This window comes from Aurantiacibacter arachoides (genome assembly GCF_009827335.1).
GTDB classification, from domain to species: Bacteria; Pseudomonadota; Alphaproteobacteria; order Sphingomonadales; family Sphingomonadaceae; genus Alteraurantiacibacter; species Alteraurantiacibacter arachoides.
The window spans coordinates 2911311-2928971 of record NZ_WTYH01000001.1; the positions used below are offsets into that span (position 1 = coordinate 2911311).

Consider the following 17661-nt stretch of genomic DNA (forward strand, 5'->3'; position numbering starts at 1 on the left):
TGCGTCTGGCGAGGGAAGCGAAGCTGAACGGGCAAAGCCCGGACACCGGCCCGCGGAGGCGGGCTCGCAAACAAATTACAGCAAGTCCTTGAGCGGCACCTCGGCATCCGCCAGCAGTTCGGGCGCAACCGTGGCGCGTGCCTCGATCAGCTTGCGGCCCTGGACATAGTCCTTCGTGCGATTGACGGCGTCTATCGCGATCAGGCGCCCGTCCTTCAGGTAGAGCACCGAAAAGCTCCGGCTTTCCGGCTCGCCGCGCAGCACGGTGGCATCGTGGCCGGTGGAAATGCCCGCGGTCTGCAGCTTGAGGTCGTACTGGTTCGACCAGAACCACGGGAAGGCTTCGTAAGGCTGCGGATCGCCACAGATCGCCCGCGCCACGGTGGTCGCCATGTCATGCGCGTTCTGCACGCTTTCCAGCCGGATAACCGCGCCGTCCGCCCAGATGTTGGCATGGGCGGCGCAATCGCCGATGGCGTAGACGTCGTCGAGGTTGGTGCGGCAGATGTCGGTCACGTCGAGCCCGTTGGACCCGGCGGCGCCCGCCGCCATCAGGGTGCCCACCGAAGGCACGATGCCGATGCCGACGATCACGCCGTCACAGGGCAGTTCCTCCCCGTCTTCGAGCACCACGGCGGTGACGCGGTCCTCCCCCGCCAGCCGATCGACCGCGGCACCGGTGCGCACGTCGACGCCGTGGGCGCGGTGTTCGGCTTCGTAGAAGGCGGAAAGCTCCGGTCCGGCCACGCGGTTCAGCACGCGCTCCTGCGCCTCCACGACCACTACTTCGCAGCCGAGCTTGGTGAGTGCGGCAGCCGCTTCCAGCCCGATATAGCCGCCGCCGACGACCACGAACCGGCGCGCGCCACCTTCGATTTCCGCCATCAGCGTATCGACGTCGCGCCTGTCGCGTACGGTATGGACGCCGGCCAGGTGACCCCCGGGGCACGACAGCCGCCGCGCATCGCCGCCGGTGGCCCAGATCAGGTGGCCGTATTCGATCGTGTCGCCGCCGCTGAGTTCGACCAACTTCATTTCGGGATCGACCCGGGTGACGCTGGTGCCCAGCCGCAATTCCACCGCGCGTTCGGCCCAGAACGCCTCGGGCCGGATCATGATTCGCTCGAACGGCTTGTCGCCCGAAAGATAATCCTTGGAGAGCGGGGGGCGCTCATAGGGCGGGTTGGCGTCGCGGCCGATCATGGCGATCGAACCGGCGAAGCCTTGCTGGCGCAGCGCGATGGCGGCCTGCGCACCGCCGTGCCCGGTGCCTACGATGACGACGTCGAAGCGGTTCATGGCCGCCACGGCTGACCCGAAAGTGGTGCTCGCGTCAAGCGGCCACCCCCTTTCGGTCACCATGGCCGGTTGCGCCAAAGGCACTCAGCCCTGGCCCTGCCCCTGCAGCAGATTGCGCGCCTGGCTGGCGATTTGTGCCAGCATCGCGGGCGCTACCGGCGTTGCCGCCTGCGCCCGCGCGATCATCCGGCGGAACTGGGCGATCGTGCCCGTATGCCGGGCCGCCCAGGTGCCGATCAGGGCCTGCGGATCGCCTGCATCCTTGCCGCGCTTGCGGGCAAGACCACGCAGGAAATCGAACCGCATCTGTTGGAAATCGCGGGCAAGACCCGACACCAGCAGCCGTTCCCACGGATCGGCGGGGTTCATGATCGCGGCCCGCGATTGCGCCCAGTCGATGCCCAGCAGCGTGCCCAGATCGACAAAGGCGTGGGCCAGCGCCACGGGCTTGATGCCGGTTTCGCTTGCCAGTCGCGACAGGCCGATGGCACCGTCCACCGCGAACAGCCGCGCGACCATCTGGGCGTGCTCCTCGCTCGCGCCCTCTGCCGTCATGCGCGCGGCAATGGCGTCGACATGGGCGCGCGCCTCGTCGCCCAGCAGCGTCTCCACCTGTTCGTCCAGCTTGGCCACCATCGGCCCGATCTGGTCCTGCAAGGCGGCCGGTGAAACCTCGCCGTCGCCTGCGCGCAGCAGATCGGCCACATGCCCGCGAAGGGCCAGCGCAGCCTGGTCGAACAGCATCAGCCGCGCGGTTTCAGGCATCGTTGCGGTGTCGAGCGTTTCCCACACAGCATCCATGCCCAGCAGCGCAGTTGCCGCCACGAAGGCCGAGCCGACGGCGGCGAGACCCTCGCCCTCCTCTTCGGCCAGTTCGAACGGATGGATCATGCCCATGCGGTTGACCAGCTTGTTGGCAACCACGGTGCCGACGATCTCGGGCCGCAGGCGATGGCTGAGCAACTGCGCCTTGTATGTGTCACGCATCTGCGGCGGAAAATCGCCAAGCACCAGCGCATCGGCCGCCGGGTCTGCCGGCAGCTTGCCGCGTTCGACCGCGTCCTGAATCACCAGCTTGGAGTGCGACAGCAGGACGGCGAGTTCGGGCCGTGTCAGGCCATGACCGTCGGCGGCGCGCCGGGCGAGGCCTTCGCCGTCGGCCAACCCTTCGTTGGCACGATCCAGCCCGCCCATCTCCTCGAGCATTTCGATCAGCCGCGCCTGCGCGCCGACGGAGCGCGCGCCGCCCTGTTCGGCGATCGACAGCGCGAGCGCCTGCAGGCGGTTGTCTTCGAGCACCAGCGCGGCGACGTCCTCGGTCATCTCGGCGAGCAGGGCATTGCGCCGCTCCTCGCTGAGGCGTCCGGCGCGGCGTGCGGCGGTGAGCGCGATCTTGATGTTGACCTCGTTGTCAGAACAGTCGACGCCCGCCGAATTGTCGATGAAGTCGGTGTTCACCCGGCCGCCACCCAGCGCGAACTCGACCCGGCCCGCCTGGGTCAGGCCAAGGTTCGCACCCTCGCCGATCACCTTGGCGCGCAGGTCGTTGCCGTTGATGCGCAGGCCATCGTTCGCCGGATCGCCGACATCGGCGTTACTCTCGTGCGTGGCCTTGATGTAGGTGCCAATGCCGCCGAACCAGACGAGGTCGACAGGACTCTTCAGGATAAGGCGGATGAGGCCGTCGGGATCGAGTGCGCCGTCCTTGAGGTCGCCCTCCTCGATGCCCAGCGCGGCCATCGCCTCGCTCGACAGCTCGATCCGCTTGGCCGTGCGCGGGATGATCGCCCCGCCCTTGGACAGCAGGCTTTCCTTGTAGTCGGCCCAGCTCGACCGTTCGAGCCCGAACAGGCGATTGCGTTCCTTCCAGCTCTTCGCGGCATCGGGATCGGGATCGATGAAGATATGCCGGTGATCGAAGGCGGCGACCAGGCGGATGGCTTTCGACAGCAGCATGCCGTTGCCGAACACGTCGCCCGACATGTCACCGCAGCCCACAACGCGCACCGGATCGGTCTGCACGTCCACGCCCATTTCCAGGAAGTGGCGCTGCACGCAGACCCAGGCGCCGCGCGCGGTAATGCCCATGGCCTTGTGGTCGTAACCGTTGGATCCGCCGCTGGCAAAGGCATCGCCCAGCCAGAAGTCGTGCGCGATGGCGATGGCGTTGGCCGTGTCGGAAAAGGTCGAGGTGCCCTTGTCGGCGGCGACCACGAAATAGGGATCCTCCCCATCGCGGATGACCACGTCCTCGGGATGCACCACCTTGTCGTCGACGAGGTTGTCGGTCACCGACAGCAGGGTGCGGATGAAAAGCTTGTAGCTTTCCTTGCCTTCCGCGAACCAGGCGTCGCGATCGATCGCCGGGTTGGGCAGCCGCTTGGGATAGAAACCGCCCTTCGCGCCGGTGGGCACGATCACGGCGTTCTTGACCTTTTGCGCTTTCATCAGGCCGAGGATCTCGGTGCGGAAGTCGTCGCGCCGGTCGGACCAGCGCAGGCCGCCGCGGGCCACCGGCCCGGCGCGCAGGTGGATGCCTTCCACCCGCCGCGAATAGACCCAGATCTCCCGCCACGGAACGGGCTTGGGCAGGCCGGGGACGAGGGTGCTGTCAAACTTGAAGGCCAGCGCTTCGTTGCCCGCGGGCGCGAAGGCGTTGGTCCTGAGTACCGCGCGCAGCGTATCCCAGTACCGGCGCAGCAGCCGATCGTCGTTGATGGCGACCACGTCGGCCAGGCCGGCGCGGATATCGCCTTCGACGCGGGCGATTTCCCCGGCCCGGTCGCCGTCGAAAGCGGGATCGTGCATCGCGCGCAGCAGCGCGATCAGGCCGCGCGTCACCTTGGGCGCGCCGGCCAGTGCATCGACCACGGTGTAGATGGTAAAGGCGATCGCCGACTGGCGCAGGTAGCGGTAGAAGGCGCGCAGCCAGTCCGCTTCCTGCGATACCAGCGCCGACATCACGATCAGGCGGTTGAACACGTCGTCCTCGGCGCGTTCGTTGAGCACGGCGGTGATCGCGTGTTCGATCGCCTCGCTGCGTTCCAGCAGGTCGCCCGCGGCGATGCCAGTGGGCAGGGCGAGGATGAAATCGTGGATGGTGCCCTTGTCCTCTGTCTCGAGGGTGGTGGGCACCTCGGAAAGGACCTTGAAGCCGAAGTTCTCCAGCGCGGGCACCGCATCGGACAATGGCAGCGAACCGCGGTGCTGGTACACCTTCAGCCGCAGCTGGCCGACCTCGTCCTTGTCCGACAGGTACAGGCGCGCATCGCGGCCCGCGCCATCGTCCTCGGCATTGGCGGAGAGATGCCGCATGCGGCCGATGTCTATCGCGGCCTCGGCCGGGCCGTAGGTGGCGCGATAGTAAGCCGGAAAGGCGCTGGCATAGCGCGCGGTCAGCGTGACAGCGCGGCTTTCGTCCTCGCTCGCGGCCAGGGCTTCCTCCACCGCGTCGTTCCAGCCGCGCAGCATCTCGCCCAGCGCCCGGTCGATGGCGGGGGTGTCAGGCTCGCCCTTCTTGCCGCGGTAATCCATCACGTAGCGCAGCAGCGCCAGGTTGCCGCCTTCGATGGAGAGGCTCCAGTCGAGCGTGCTGGCGCCCGTGTGCTCTTCCAGAAGGTCCTGCACGCTGAGTCGCACCTGCGTGTTCATCATGTCGCGCGGCAGCCAGACGAAGCCGAAGACGTGGCGGCCGAGCGGGGCGGTGATCAGCGTCGCGCGCGGGCGCGGGCGATCGTCCAAGCCCATCATGGCGATGGCGACGCGGGTGATGTCCTCTTGCGAGAAGCTGATCATCAGATCGTGCGGCAGGGTGGTGAGCGCATGCACCAGCGACTTGTAGTCGTGGCTGCCTGGCTCGAAATCCATCCGCTCCATGATCGCCTTCAGTTGCTGGCGCAGCACCGGCACGGTTTCGGGCGGAGAGACGAGCGCGGCGCTGGTCCAGATGCCGGCGTGGATCGACAGCGCGGACACGCGCCCATCCTCGAACAACGGCACGATGAACAGGTCGAGCGGTACGCGGCGGTGGACCTTGCTCAGGCGATTGGCCTTGATGATCAGCGGCACCTTGCCGGGCGCGCCCTTGCTCTTTGCGCCATTGCCGTCGAACCAGGCAAAGGCCCGCTTGTAGGCATCTTCGGCCAGCAGGTCGGACGTGGAGGCGCGGCAAATGCCCATGGCTTTCGTCTGCTTGCCCTCGCGGGTGCGGATGACGTGGCCAAGCTGGGTCATCATGCCGCCGGCCAGCCAGCGCAGCAGCGCGGCGCCTTCAGAATCGGACAGGCGATCCGCATCGGCTTCCAGCGCGGTGCGCATCGGTGCCCAGTCGGCCACGGCGGCGCGCACGTCCTCGATCGCGGCGGACAGTTCCTTTTCCAGCGCCCGCCGTTCGCGCGCATCGACCCGCGCGGTCTCGATATAGATCCAGCTTTCCTTCTTCTCGCCGGTATCGCCCTGCGGCAGGTCGGCGATCGCGCCGTTCTTGCGCCGCACGGGCAGCATCGGATGGACCAGCACCTGGATGGAAAGCCCGCGCGCGGCCATGGTGGCGGCGATCGAATCGACCAGGAACGGCATGTCCTTGTTGATCACGGCAATGCGCATGAACCGGCGACCCTCGGCCGCCGACTGGACGAGAATGGAGGACTGCCCCTCCTCGCGCTGACGGGCCGCTTCGATCACGAAGGCGGTGGCCTCGTCCAGCGCATGGCCCTCCAGCGGGGGCTCGCCCGGCAGGATCGAATCGCGGATGCGTTCGCGCAGGGTCTCGGCAAAGCCGCGTTCCTTGCGGCTGAGTTGGGCGAATGCGCTCTTCGCGCGGGGCTTCGTAGCCATGGCCAGCACTGTCCTTTGTCGCGGCCCGAAAAGGCGGGCCGTCTCCTCGCAACTCGTGAACCCTAGCAGCGAGTGCCCGCGCCGGAAGTTCCCCCACGGCCATATCGTCGGCCCCGGATCATTGCCACTTCAAAAGTTACAACGGTAACTAACGGGCCGAGGCGAGAGCATCCATCGTCAGGTCGAGCGACCGCTGGCGCGCTTCGGGATCGAAGGTGGCGCCGGCACAGATGATCTCGTCTGCGCGGGTCCGGCGCACGAAGGCCTCGATCTTTGTGCGGACCGTGGCGGGGGAGCCGACCGCGCGGGCCTCGTCCATGCCCTCGATCATCGCCCGCGCCTCGGGCGGCAGGTTCTCGCGGTAGTCGCGCACCGGCGGCGGCAGCTTGCCCGGGTCGCCGGTGCGCAACGCGACGAAGGCCTGGTCCTGGCTCGACCCGAGATAGCGCGCCTCCTCGTCGGTATCCGCCGCCAGCACGCCCATTGCCGCCATCACGTGCGGTTTGTCGAGCGTCGCGGAAGGGCGGAACTCGGCGCGGTAGGTTTCCAGTGCGGCGTCCAGATGTCGCGGGGCGAAGTGGCTGGCAAAGGCATAGGGCAGGCCCAGCCGGGCGGCGAGCTGCGCGCCGAACAGGCTGGAGCCGAGCATCCACAGCTCGACCTTTGCGCCCAGACCCGGCGTGGCCACGATCGGCAGGTCGAGATCGCCGGTCAGCAGGGCCCGCAGTTCGACCACGTCCTGCGGGAAATATTCCGCCGCCCGGTGCAGGTCCTTGCGCAGCGCCTGCGCGATGATCGGCGCGGACCCCGGCGCGCGGCCGAGGCCCAGATCGACCCGTCCCGGAAACAGCGCGTCCAGCGCGCCGAACTGCTCGGCGATCACGAACGGGTTGTGGTTGGGCAGCATGATCCCGCCCGAACCGATGCGGATGGTGTTCGTCACGTGGCCGATGTGCGAAAGGATGACGGCGGCCGGCCCGCCCGCGATGCCCACGCTGGCATGGTGCTCGGCCACCCAGAAGCGCTTGTAGCCGGCGCGTTCGGCCACCTGCGCCAGCGTGCCGGCCTCGGCGATGGCCTCGGCGACCCCGCTGCCCTGGCGCACGGGGACGAGGTCGAGGATGGAAAGATCGGTCATAGGGTCTCCAGCGTATGCAGCAGCAGGTCCACGTCGCTTGCGCGGCTCAGGCGATGGTCGCCGCCCTTCACCAGCGTCACCTGCACGTCCCGGCTGGCGAGCGCGGCGGCGAGGCGCAGCGATGTAGCGGGCGGTACGTCCGTATCGTCCTGCCCGTGGAGCAGGCGGACAGGGCAGGTCAGCGCGATGGGCGCACCGAGCAGGCGGTTCGCCTCCGCGTCGTGCCAGAACTTCGCATGGGTGGGCACGGGATCGTAGCCGTAGTGGCTGTCCTCGAAGATCGTCTCGCCGGATCGCAGCTTCGCCTTTTGCGCCTCGTCAAAGCCCCAGTCTGAAAAGTCGGGCGCGGCGGCCACGCCGACGAGCGCCTGCAGCCGGTCTCCAAGCGCGAGCCCGACGAGCAGCATCAGCCACCCGCCCATCGACGAACCGATCAGCACCACGCCCTCGCTCGCCACGTGCGCCGCGATCAGGGCGAGAACCTCGTCCCGCCAGCGCGACAGGGTGCCCGCGGCAAAATCGCCCGAGCTTGCCCCGCAGCCCGAATAGTCGAGCAGCAGGCACTCGCGCCCGTGCGCCTCGGCCCAGTCGAACACCGCGGTCGCCTTGCCGCCGGCCATGTCGGACAGGTAGCCGGGCAGGAACACCAGCGCCGGGCCCTTGCCGGGCCTGTGGCGACAGGCGATGGATTCGCCGTCGATGTCGAAGGTGTCGGTCATCCGCTCCAGATGGGCGCTGAGCGCCGGGCTGCAAGCCGGATTGCACGCGCGCGCCAGTGGCACTAGGTGGCGGGACATGACGGAACTCCTCAAGATCAGCCTGCCCGACGGTTCCTTGCGCGAGATGGCGCGCGGCTCCACCCCCGCCGATGTCGCCGCCGCGATCGGCCCCGGCCTCGCCAAGGCCGCGCTTGCCGCGCGCGTGAATGGAGAGCTGCGCGACCTCAACCGGCCCTTTGATGGCGATGCCGAACTGGCGCTGGTAACGCTGCGAGACGAAGCCGACGCGCTGGAACTGGTGCGCCACGATTTCGCCCACGTGCTGGCCGAGGCGGTGCAGGCGCTGTGGCCGGGCACGCAGATCACCTTTGGCCCGGCGACCGACGACGGGTTCTATTACGACGTGAAGGCGCCGGACGACCGCGAGCCGTTCTCGATCGACGACCTGCCCGCCATCGAGGAGGAGATGCGCCGCATCATCCGCGCCGACAAGCCGCTGGTGCGCGAGGTGTGGAACCGCGAGGACCTGATCGCCCGCTGGCAGCAGAACGGCGAGACGTTCAAGGCGGAATGGGCCGCCGAACTGCCCGAGGGCGAGGAACTGACGGTCTACCACTCGGGCAGTCCGGGCGAAGAGGGAAGCTGGCTCGACATGTGCCGCGGGCCGCATCTTGCCAGCACCGGCAAGCTCGACCCCGCCGCATTCAAGCTGATGCGCGTCGCCGGGGCCTATTGGCGTGGCGACCAGGCGAACGCGCAGCTGACCCGCATCTACGGCACCGGCTGGCTGAACAAGAAGCAGCTCGACGCGCACCTCACCCGGCTGGAGGAAGCCGCCAGGCGCGACCACCGCAAGCTGGGCCGCGAGATGGACCTGTTCCACCTGGCCGAGGAGGCGCACGGCAGCGTGTTCTGGCATCCCAAGGGCTTTCGCATCTGGCGCGAGCTGGAGGCCTACATGCGCCGCCGCATGGACGCCGGCGGCTATCGCGAGATCAAGACGCCGCAGCTGATGGACGTGAAGCAGTGGGAGCGTTCGGGCCACTGGGGCAAGTATGCCGAGAACATGTTCGCCGTGCCCGACATCGTGCCTGATGTCACCGAGGACAGCGGCGTGGCCGCGCCCCGGGTGGCGCCCGACGCGGACTGGCTGGCGCTGAAGCCGATGAACTGCCCGGCGCACGTGCTCGTCTTCAAGCAGGGCACGACCAGTTACCGCGACCTGCCGATTCGCCTGGGCGAGATGGGCTGCTGCCATCGCAACGAACCGCATGGCGCGCTTCACGGCCTTATGCGCGTGCGCCAGTTCACGCAGGACGACGCGCATATCTTCGCCCGCGAGGACCAGGTGGTGGCGGAAGTGCGCGCCTTTTGCCAGCTGGCGGACAGCGTCTACCGGGACTTCGGTTTCTCCTACCACGTCAAGCTGGCGCTCCGCCCCGACAAGCGGTTCGGCAGCGATGCGGACTGGGACAAGGCCGAGCAGGAACTGCGCGACGCCGTGGCCGAGGCGGGCATGGACAATGCCGACTTCGGTTGGGAGGAACTGCCCGGCGAAGGCGCATTCTACGCCCCCAAGCTGGAATGGCACCTGACCGACGCGATCGGCCGCACCTGGCAGGTCGGCACGATCCAGGGGGACCGCGTGCTGCCCGACCGGCTCGATGCAAGCTACGTCGGCGAAGATGGCGAGAAGCACCGCCCGGTCATGCTCCACCGCGCGATCTTTGGCAGCTACGAACGCTTCATCGGCATCCTGATCGAACACTTCGCCGGTCGCCTGCCCATGTGGCTCGCCCCGGTACAGGCAGTGGTGGCGACGATCGTTTCCGATGCCGACGACTACGCCCGCGACGTGACGACGAAGCTGGCGGCGGCCGGCATCCGCGTCGAAAGCGATCTTCGTAACGAGAAGATCAACTACAAGGTGCGCGAACACAGCCACGCCAAGGTCCCGCACCTGCTGGTGGTGGGCAAGCGTGAGGCCGAGGAAGGCACCGTCGCGGTCCGCACGCTGGGCGAACAGCATCAGCGGGTCATGCCGCTGGAGGACGCCATCGCCATGCTCCGCGCGGGAGCAACACCGCCCGACTTGCGTTGATCCCGGCAACCCGGAGAGACCGCATGAGAAAGCCCCTGTTCCTGCTGACCGCCGCCACGCTGGCGCTCGCCGCCTGTTCCGATGGCGAACCCTCGACCGCCCCCGAAAGCGAGGCCTCGCAGGAAGGCATGGCCGGGATGGACAGCATGGAGGGCATGACGCCCGCCCAGCAGGCCTACATGCGCGCCATGACCGAGATGCACGAGGCGATGGGCGCGCCTGCCGCCGACCCCGATCTCGCCTTCATGCAGGGGATGCGTGAACATCATCGCGGTGCGATCGCCATGAGCGAGGTGATCTTGCAGTACGGCGCGGACGAGGAAGCCAAGGCGCTGGCCCGGCAGGTTATCGAGGAACAGAGCGCCGAACTCGCGGAGATCGATGCGTGGCTGGCGGCTAACGCAGGCGGCGTATCCACCGGCACTGCGGCCGCTGCGGATGCCTCTGCCGGCAACACGTCTCCGCCCCCCGCACGGTCAATCAGCGTTCCGCAAGCGGCTCGGAGCCAGGGTGCGGCCGCACCATCCACACCAACCCCGACGCCGAGCGAAACGCCCGAGGGCGATGCCCACATGATGGATCATTCGGGAATGGACCACGGCGGGAACTGACCGTTCCTGCCGGGTGGAAAGACCTAGAGCGGCAGGATCTGGCCCGCGGCGATCAGCGCCAGCGCGCAGCCGGCAACCACGGTGACGCGCAGCGCCTCCAGCGGATTGGCGGAAAGTTCACGGGTGAGGGCGACAGCCTTGGCCATGCCCAAGATTGTCTGCCCAAAATCCTAACAAATCGTTAACACGGCTCTGCGTGCGCCTTGGGCACGTGCTGGCTGGCGCAGTGGAAACTGCCGCCGCCCGTCAGCACCGCATCGGCGCGGATGCCGACGGCGACGCGGCCGGGGAAGAGGGCGCCGATGGCCGCGACGGCATCCTCGTCGTGGTGCGAGCCGTAGGTCGGCACCACGACCACGTCGTTGCACACCGCCCAGTTCATGTAACTCGCGGGTTCCACCTCATCCCCTTCGCCCATCCAGCCGGGGGAGGGGACGTCGTGGACCGTCAGCCCGAAATCGCGGGCGCGGGCGCGGGCATCGGCGTAGACCGCGGCGTTGGGATCGTCCGCACCGCTCGCCATGGGAATGGCAATGGCGTTCTCGCCCACCAGCCGCGCGAGGTTGTCGACATGGCCATCGGTGTGATCGCCCAGCAGGCCGTCGCCTAGCCACACCACCCGCTCGAAGCCGAGGTCGCGCTGGAGGTTCGCCCAGATCGCCTCGCGGCTGAGCGAGGGATTGCGGTTGGGATTGAGCAGGCACTGCTCGGTGGTGACGAGCAACCCCGTCCCGTCGGTCTCCAGCGCGCCGCCCTCGAGGACCCAGTCGGCCTTGGCATAGTCCAGCCCGCCCGCCGCGGCGAGCGATTCGCCCGTTTCCCGGTCGCCTTCGAGCAGGTACTTGTCGCCCCAGCCGTTGAAGCGGAAGCCCTGCGCGCGGCGCTTGCCGCCTTCGCCCAGCACCACCAGCGGCCCGGTATCGCGGATCCAGATGTCGCCATAGGGATGGCGCTCGAACTGGACATTGCCCGAAACGAGATCCCTCGCCCGCATCTCGGCGGCGGCATCGCGCACCACCATGCGCACCTGCTGGCCGGTCTCGGCAACGGCATTTGCAAAGGCAGCCATCGCTTCCTGCGCGGGAACGAGGTTGTCTTCCCACAGGTCGGCATGGGCGGGAAAGCCGATCCAGATCCACTCCTGCTCGGCCCACTCGGCGGGCATCCTGAAACCCGTCATGTCAGCACCCGCGCGTCGAGGCGGCGCAGGCTGATTCGCGTGCCTCGCGGAACTCGTCGCCCTCGTACCATTCGGGCCAGTCGCGGTTGTTCCCCAGGTTCCGGGCAAGGCGGTAGTAGAGGTCGAGGTCCTGCATCAGGCCCGACCAGTCCCAGGCGGGATCGTATTCGTCGCCCGGCGCGTGGTAGGCATTGGCGCGGTAGGCCGCTTCCGCCGCCTGCCCCGCCGCGGTGCCGCCGGTGACGAGGTCGAGGCCCGATTTCACGTAGAACATCGGCACCCCGCGCTTCGCCATGGGGAAGTGGTCGGAACGGTAGTAATACCCGGCTTCCGGGTTGGGATCGGGCGAGGACACGCGCCCCTGCACCGCAAGCACGCTGGCGAGATAGGCGTCGAGCTCGCTCTTGCCCGCGCCCCGCGCCACCACGTCGCGCGATTCCCCGCGCACCGCGATGCCGTCCATGTTGATGCCCGCCACCGTCTGCGCCAGCGGCAGTACGGGGTTCGCGCCGTAATATTCCGCGCCCAGCAGGCCGGATTCCTCGGCCGTCACTGCCAGGAACACCTGCGAACGCTCGGTCGGCCCGGCGGCGGCGTGCGCTTCAGCCAGCGCGACGAGGGCGCCGGTGCCGGTGGCATTGTCCACCGCGCCATTGCAGATCGGATCCGCCTCGCCCTCCGCACAGACGCCGAGGTGATCCCAGTGCGCCGTGTGCAGCACGTATTCGTCCGGTCGGCTGCGACCCGGCAGCATGGCGATCACGTTGTTCGAGGTGAACCGGCGCACCGTGTTGTCGAACCGGGTGGAGGCGCGCTGGCCCAGCGACACGGCACGAAAGCCCGGACGGCTGGCGGCGGCGGCCATTTCGGCCATGTCCATGCCCGCACCCGCAAAGATGGCGCGCGCCGTATCCTGCTGCACCCAGCCGTTTATCACTGTCTGCTGCGCTGCGGATGCCCCGGTATCGGCATAGGCCTGCGTGCCCGACCAGCTCGTCTCCACCACGTTCCAGCCGTAGCTGGCGGCGAAATCCTCGTGCACGATCAGCGCGCCCGCGGCACCCTGCCGGGCGGCTTCCTCGAACTTGTAGGTCCAGCGCCCGTAATAGGTCATCGCCCGGCCGCCGAACGGACCGTCCAGCCCCTCGCTGGCGTAATCGGGATCGTTGACCAGGATCAGCGCGACCTTGCCGCGCATGTCGACGCCTGCGTAATCGTTCCACCTGCGCTCGGGCGCGTTGATGCCGTAGCCCACGAACACCAAGTCGCTCGCGTCGAGCCGCGTCTCGGCCACCGGGCGATAGCTGACGCCCACCCAGTCCTCGCCATGGGCGAACTGGCGATCGCCCACGGTCAGCGGCGCGAAGTCGCTGCCGGTGATGTTGATCAGCGGCACTTCCTGCACCCAGCTGCCGTTGTTGCCCGGTTGCAGCCCGGCGGCACGGAACCGCTCGACGAGGTAGGCGATCGTCGCCGCCTCGCCCTGCGTGCCGGGCATCCGTCCCTCGAAAGCGTCGGAGGAGAGCGTGCGCACCGCTTCCTGCATGGTTTGCAGCGAAATCCGCGGCTCGGTCTCTGCCGGCGTGGTGGTGGCGCAGGCAGCAAGGCCGAACAGGGCGGTGCCAAGCAACGCAGTGCCAAGCAATGCGGGGGGGGCGAGTGTGCGGATCATGCGGGCGAACCTCTCTCTGGCTTTAGGAGCCTGTGGCATTGCACCGCGCACACAGCAAGTGCAGGACCGTGTGAATGATGGCGGACTGGACATCGGCGATTGGCCGCGCGCGGGCGCATTCGCCGTTCCTGCGCCTCGCGCTCGAGCGGCGGCCTGAACTGGCCGAACTGCTGGCGGCGGGGCAGGGGGAGGCGGCGCTGTCCCTGGCCCGGGCGAGCGGCGAGGGGTCCGACGACGCGGCACTGGCGCTGCGGCGCGAACGCCTGGCGCTGGCGCTGGTGCTGGCGGTGGGCGACCTCGCCGGCGCCTTCGGGCTGGCGCAGGTGATGCAGGCGCTGTCCGATTTCGCCGACCGGGCACTCGATACCGCCATGCTGGCCGCCGTGCGCCGGCGGGTGGAGGGGGCGGACACCGCGGGTTTCATCGGCCTCGCCCTGGGCAAGCAGGGCGCGCACGAGCTCAATTACAGCTCCGACATCGATCCGATCCTGCTCTACCACCCGGACCTCATCGCCCGGCGAGAGCGCGACGAGCCGGGCGAGGCGGCGCAGCGTTACGCGCGCCAGCTGGTGGAAATGCTTTCCCAGCCGACGGGCGAGGGCTACGTGCTGCGCGTCGACCTGCGGCTGCGCCCGGCCAGCGAGGTCAGCCCGCTGGCCATTCCGGTGGGTGGCGCGATCTCGCATTACGAAAGTTCGGCGCTGGCATGGGAGCGCGCCGCCTTTATTCGCGCCCGCGCCGCGGCAGGCGACCTTGCGGCAGGCGCGGCGTTTCTCGACGACATTCGCCCTTTCGTCTGGCGCAAGAGCCTGGACTTCACTGCCATCGAGGAAATCCGCCGCCTCACCGCGCGCATCCGCCAGTCCTATCGCGGTCCTCAGGTGCCGGGGCCGGGCTTCGACGTGAAGAAGGGGCGCGGCGGCATCCGCGAGATCGAGTTCTACGCCCAGACGCACCAGTTGATCTTCGGCGGGCGCAACCCGGCACTGCGGGTGCGCGGCACGCGCGCGGCGCTCGATGCGCTGGCCGGCGCGGGGGTCATCGCGGCAGATGACGCGCGGATCCTGGGCGCGAGCTATGACCGGCTGCGCATCATCGAGCACCGGTTGCAGATGGTCGACGACCGGCAGACGCACCAGCTTCCCGCCGGTGCGGAGGCGATAGACGGGGTGGCGCGGCTGGACGGGCTGGCCGACGGCGCGGCGCTGGTGGGCGAACTGACGGACATCTGCGGCGCGGTGGCAGCGCGTTATGACGATCTGCTGGGCGAGGACGCTGCCCCGCCGGTGCAAATCACCGTGCCAGACGCCTTTCGCGAACGGTTCGACGCGCGCGACCGGCACTGGCGCGAAAGCTACCGCGCGCTGCGCAGTGCAGAGGCGCGCAAGGCCTTTGCCGCCATGCGGGTCGACCTGTTGCAGGCGCTTGGCGATGCGCCCGACCCCGACCGGGCGCTGGCACGGTGGGAGACCTTGCTCGAACGCCTGCCCACCGCCATCAACCTGTTCCGCCTGTTCGAGGAGCGGCCCGGGCTGCTGCAACGCGTGCTCGCCATCCTTACCCTGGCCCAGCCGCTGGCCGATGCGCTGGCGCGGCGGCCCGAACTGCTCGACCGCCTGTTCGATGCGAGCGGCGGCGACTTGCCGTGCGATGTCGTGGAACTGGTGGCGCGCATGGCGGTCGCCGAAAGCAGCGACTACGAGGCCGCGCTGGGGCGGCTGCGGCAGGTGGTGGGGGAGGAACGCTTCGCCCTCGGCGTGCAGCTGATCGAATGCCGCCACGATCCGCTCGCCGTGGCCGAGGGGTTGAGCCGCCTGGCCGAGGCTGCCGTGGCGACGGGTGCGGCGCTCGCCACGCGCGATTTCCGTCGCAATCACGGCGACATCGCCGATAGCGAGCTGGTCGTCTTGGGGCTCGGGCGGCTTGGCGGCGGGGCGCTCACCCACGCCTCGGACCTCGACGTGGTCTACCTGTTCACCGGCGAGATCGGCGTCGAATCCGACGGGCCCCGCCCACTGTCCTCGACGCTGTATTACAACCGCCTCGCCACCCGCGTCACCGCGGCGCTCAGCGTGCCGACTGCCGAGGGCGCGCTGTACGAGATCGACACGCGGCTGCGGCCACAGGGCCAGCAGGGGCCGCTGGCCGTCAGCTTCACCGCCTTCGAAAAGTATCAGCGCGAGGATGCCTGGACCTGGGAACACATGGCGCTTGCCCGGGCCCGTCCGCTCACCGGATCGCCGCCCGCCCGCGCCGCGCTGGAAGCAATCATTGCCGATGTCCTGGGCACGCCCCGCGATCCCGAGACCCTGCGCGCCGACGTGCTCAAGATGCGCGGCGACATGCTTGCCGCCAAGCCGCCGGTCGGCCCGCTCGACGTGAAGCTGCTGCGCGGTGGCCTCGTCGATTCGGAGTTTCTCGTCCATTACCTGCAATTGCGCGATGGCGTGGGACTGGATCCGGCGCTGGAAAGGGCCATCGCCGCGCAGGAGGAGGCCGGCCTGCTGCCCCCGGGCCACGGTGCGCGTCATCTGGCGCTCACCCGCTTCCTCGTCGCCGGGCGGCTGTTCGCACCCGATGGCAGCGACCCGCCCCCGGCCGCACGCCCGGTGCTCGCCCGCGTCTGCGGTCATGCCGATTACGACGCGCTCTTGCAGTCGCTGGTGGAGGCGCGGCAAGGCATCGCGGAGGCCTGGCGGCGCCATTTCGACGAACGACTGGAGATAGACCGATGACCACGCGACCCGAACCCGGTGACACGATGCCCGACGTGGCGATGGAACGCGCCGATGGCGGCACCGTCAAGCCATCCGATTTTCGCGGTCAGCCGCTGGTCGTGTTCTTCTACCCCAAGGATGACACGCCCGGCTGCACGACCGAGAATATCGGCTTCACCGCGCTGAAGGGCGCGTTCGACGAGGCGGGCGTTGCGCTGCTGGGCGTCAGCAAGGACCCGCCGGCAAAGCATGCGAAGTTCATCGCCAAGCACGATCTCGCCGCGCCGCTCGCTTCCGACCCGGCGGAAGGCGGATTGGCCGATGCGCTGGGCATCTGGGTGGATAAGCAGATGTACGGGCGCACCTACATGGGCATGGAACGCACCACCTATCTCGTGGATGCAGCCGGGGTGATCGTGCGCGTCTGGCGCAAGGTAAAGGTCAAGGGCCATGCCGCCGAGGTGTTGGCAGAGGCGCAAAAGGCGGTGCGCGATCGCTGACCTGTCGCAGGCCATCCGCGCCGCGCTGCTGACCGGCGACAAGCGCGGCAAGGTCATGGCCACGCGCGCGCTCGTGCGGGCGTGGAGAAAGGGCGATTTGCCGGACGGCTGGAGCGTGGCCATGCCCGATCGCCCGTGCTGGCCCGATGGTCTGAAGGTGCTCCCCGCGGCGCAGATGCCCAAGCGCGGGCGCGGCGGATCGCAGCAGGGCCGAATCGCGCTATGGCATTCCATCGCCCATATCGAATTCGTCGCCATCGACCTCGCGCTCGACATCGTGGGCCGATTCGGTGCGCAGATGGATCGCGGCTTCATCCGCGACTTTCTGCAAGTTGCCGCGGAGGAGGCCATGCACTTCGCCTTGATCGAGCGCCACCTCGCCACGATGGGCGCAGCCTACGGCGACCTGCCGGTGCATGACGGCCTGTGGCAGAGAGCCGAGGCAACGGCGCATGACGTTGCCGCACGGCTCGCGATCGTGCCAATGGTGCTGGAAGCGCGGGGGCTCGATGTGACGCCGGCGATGATCGAGCGGGTGGTGGCGCACGGCGATTCGCGTGGCGGACGGATCCTCACGCGCATTCTTGACGACGAAATCGGCCACGTCTCGACAGGGGCAAGACATTTTCGCCGCTGGTGCGCCGCGAACGGATTGGAGCCGGACAAATACTGGAAAACGTTGATCGGTTCCCATTTTCCGGGAACGATTCGTCCACCGTTCAACGACTCAGCGCGTCTCGCGTGCGGTCTGTCGCGAGAAGTCTACGCAAGCCTTGCTTGATTAACTTCTTCCCGGATACCCAATACTCACGAGACGGCGGGGGGTTCCGACCATCTCATAAAATTGTCTGTGCAACGGACCTTGGGGGGTCAGCTGTGCGGATCTGA

12 protein-coding genes are annotated in these 17661 nt (G+C 68.5%); 5 read left to right on the top strand and 7 right to left on the bottom strand.

What is annotated here, in order from left to right; genetic code table 11:
• Positions 1-75 precede the first annotated feature (75 nt).
• From GRI62_RS14285 to GRI62_RS14300, 4 genes are all read right to left on the bottom strand, one after another.
• Positions 76-1299, bottom strand: a complete 1224-nt coding sequence (locus GRI62_RS14285; protein ID WP_131451381.1) for an NAD(P)/FAD-dependent oxidoreductase — start codon at positions 1297-1299, stop codon at positions 76-78.
• An 84-nt stretch (positions 1300-1383) separates the two neighbouring features.
• Positions 1384-6135: an NAD-glutamate dehydrogenase gene (locus GRI62_RS14290; protein WP_131451382.1), complete on the bottom strand. Its 4752-nt coding sequence runs from the start codon at positions 6133-6135 to the stop codon at positions 1384-1386.
• Between the two features lie 148 nt (positions 6136-6283).
• On the bottom strand, positions 6284-7273 hold the full coding sequence (locus GRI62_RS14295) for an LLM class flavin-dependent oxidoreductase (RefSeq protein ID WP_131451383.1): 990 nt from the start codon (positions 7271-7273) through the stop codon (positions 6284-6286).
• Positions 7270-7992 carry an alpha/beta hydrolase gene (locus tag GRI62_RS14300; protein ID WP_131453665.1) on the bottom strand — a complete coding sequence of 241 codons (723 nt, stop codon included), beginning with the start codon at positions 7990-7992 and terminating at the stop codon, positions 7270-7272. The genes GRI62_RS14295 and GRI62_RS14300 overlap by 4 nt, the downstream gene beginning before the upstream one ends.
• A gap of 76 nt (positions 7993-8068) precedes the next feature.
• Here GRI62_RS14300 and thrS point away from each other — a divergent pair, with 76 nt between their 5' ends.
• Together thrS and GRI62_RS14310 are read left to right on the top strand one after the other, a co-directional pair.
• A complete protein-coding gene (gene thrS, locus GRI62_RS14305) occupies positions 8069-10093 on the top strand; it encodes a threonine--tRNA ligase (protein WP_131451384.1) in 2025 nt (674 codons plus the stop codon).
• 23 nt (positions 10094-10116) lie between these two features.
• On the top strand, positions 10117-10704 hold the full coding sequence (locus GRI62_RS14310) for a DUF305 domain-containing protein (RefSeq protein WP_131451385.1): 588 nt from the start codon (positions 10117-10119) through the stop codon (positions 10702-10704).
• Positions 10705-10727: 23 nt separating this feature from the next.
• Here GRI62_RS14310 and GRI62_RS14650 read toward each other — a convergent pair whose 3' ends face one another.
• From GRI62_RS14650 to GRI62_RS14320, 3 genes are read right to left on the bottom strand one after another with little or no spacing between them, the layout of a single operon-like run.
• Entirely contained in the window at positions 10728-10850 is a 123-nt protein-coding gene (locus tag GRI62_RS14650; RefSeq protein WP_267901987.1) for a hypothetical protein, read from the bottom strand.
• Positions 10851-10885: 35 nt separating this feature from the next.
• The gene (locus GRI62_RS14315) at positions 10886-11884 is read right to left on the bottom strand and encodes an agmatine deiminase family protein (RefSeq protein WP_131451386.1); all 999 of its coding nucleotides are present in this window, start codon (positions 11882-11884) and stop codon (positions 10886-10888) included.
• 1 nt (position 11885) lies between these two features.
• Complete coding sequence (locus GRI62_RS14320; protein ID WP_131451387.1) at positions 11886-13556, bottom strand: M28 family metallopeptidase; 1671 nt, start codon at positions 13554-13556, stop codon at positions 11886-11888.
• A gap of 74 nt (positions 13557-13630) precedes the next feature.
• Between GRI62_RS14320 and glnE the strand changes: the two genes are divergently transcribed.
• Genes glnE through GRI62_RS14335 form a run of 3 tightly spaced genes read left to right on the top strand, consistent with a single transcriptional unit; the run spans position 13631 to position 17554 of the window.
• Positions 13631-16291: a bifunctional [glutamate--ammonia ligase]-adenylyl-L-tyrosine phosphorylase/[glutamate--ammonia-ligase] adenylyltransferase gene (glnE, locus tag GRI62_RS14325; RefSeq protein ID WP_131451388.1), complete on the top strand. Its 2661-nt coding sequence runs from the start codon at positions 13631-13633 to the stop codon at positions 16289-16291.
• Positions 16288-16773, top strand: a complete 486-nt coding sequence (locus tag GRI62_RS14330; protein WP_131451389.1) for a peroxiredoxin — start codon at positions 16288-16290, stop codon at positions 16771-16773. Before glnE ends, GRI62_RS14330 begins: the two co-directional genes overlap by 4 nt.
• Positions 16724-17554 (top strand): ferritin-like domain-containing protein, encoded by an 831-nt coding sequence (locus tag GRI62_RS14335; RefSeq protein ID WP_131451390.1) that lies wholly within the window; start codon positions 16724-16726, stop codon positions 17552-17554. The genes GRI62_RS14330 and GRI62_RS14335 overlap by 50 nt, the downstream gene beginning before the upstream one ends.
• The last annotated feature ends 107 nt before the right edge of the window (positions 17555-17661 follow it).

What these genes read in the sequence shown, in the direction of transcription:
- GRI62_RS14285 (WP_131451381.1), bottom strand. Translation starts at nt 1,299, where the DNA reads ATGAACCGCTTCGACGTCGTCATCGTAGGCACCGGGCACGGCGGTGCG.
- GRI62_RS14290 (WP_131451382.1), bottom strand. Translation starts at nt 6,135, where the DNA reads ATGGCTACGAAGCCCCGCGCGAAGAGCGCATTCGCCCAACTCAGCCGC.
- GRI62_RS14295 (WP_131451383.1), bottom strand. Translation starts at nt 7,273, where the DNA reads ATGACCGATCTTTCCATCCTCGACCTCGTCCCCGTGCGCCAGGGCAGC.
- GRI62_RS14300 (WP_131453665.1), bottom strand. Translation starts at nt 7,992, where the DNA reads ATGACCGACACCTTCGACATCGACGGCGAATCCATCGCCTGTCGCCAC.
- thrS (WP_131451384.1), top strand. Translation starts at nt 8,069, where the DNA reads ATGACGGAACTCCTCAAGATCAGCCTGCCCGACGGTTCCTTGCGCGAG.
- GRI62_RS14310 (WP_131451385.1), top strand. Translation starts at nt 10,117, where the DNA reads ATGAGAAAGCCCCTGTTCCTGCTGACCGCCGCCACGCTGGCGCTCGCC.
- GRI62_RS14650 (WP_267901987.1), bottom strand. Translation starts at nt 10,850, where the DNA reads ATGGCCAAGGCTGTCGCCCTCACCCGTGAACTTTCCGCCAATCCGCTG.
- GRI62_RS14315 (WP_131451386.1), bottom strand. Translation starts at nt 11,884, where the DNA reads ATGACGGGTTTCAGGATGCCCGCCGAGTGGGCCGAGCAGGAGTGGATC.
- GRI62_RS14320 (WP_131451387.1), bottom strand. Translation starts at nt 13,556, where the DNA reads ATGATCCGCACACTCGCCCCCCCCGCATTGCTTGGCACTGCGTTGCTT.
- glnE (WP_131451388.1), top strand. Translation starts at nt 13,631, where the DNA reads ATGATGGCGGACTGGACATCGGCGATTGGCCGCGCGCGGGCGCATTCG.
- GRI62_RS14330 (WP_131451389.1), top strand. Translation starts at nt 16,288, where the DNA reads ATGACCACGCGACCCGAACCCGGTGACACGATGCCCGACGTGGCGATG.
- GRI62_RS14335 (WP_131451390.1), top strand. Translation starts at nt 16,724, where the DNA reads ATGCCGCCGAGGTGTTGGCAGAGGCGCAAAAGGCGGTGCGCGATCGCT.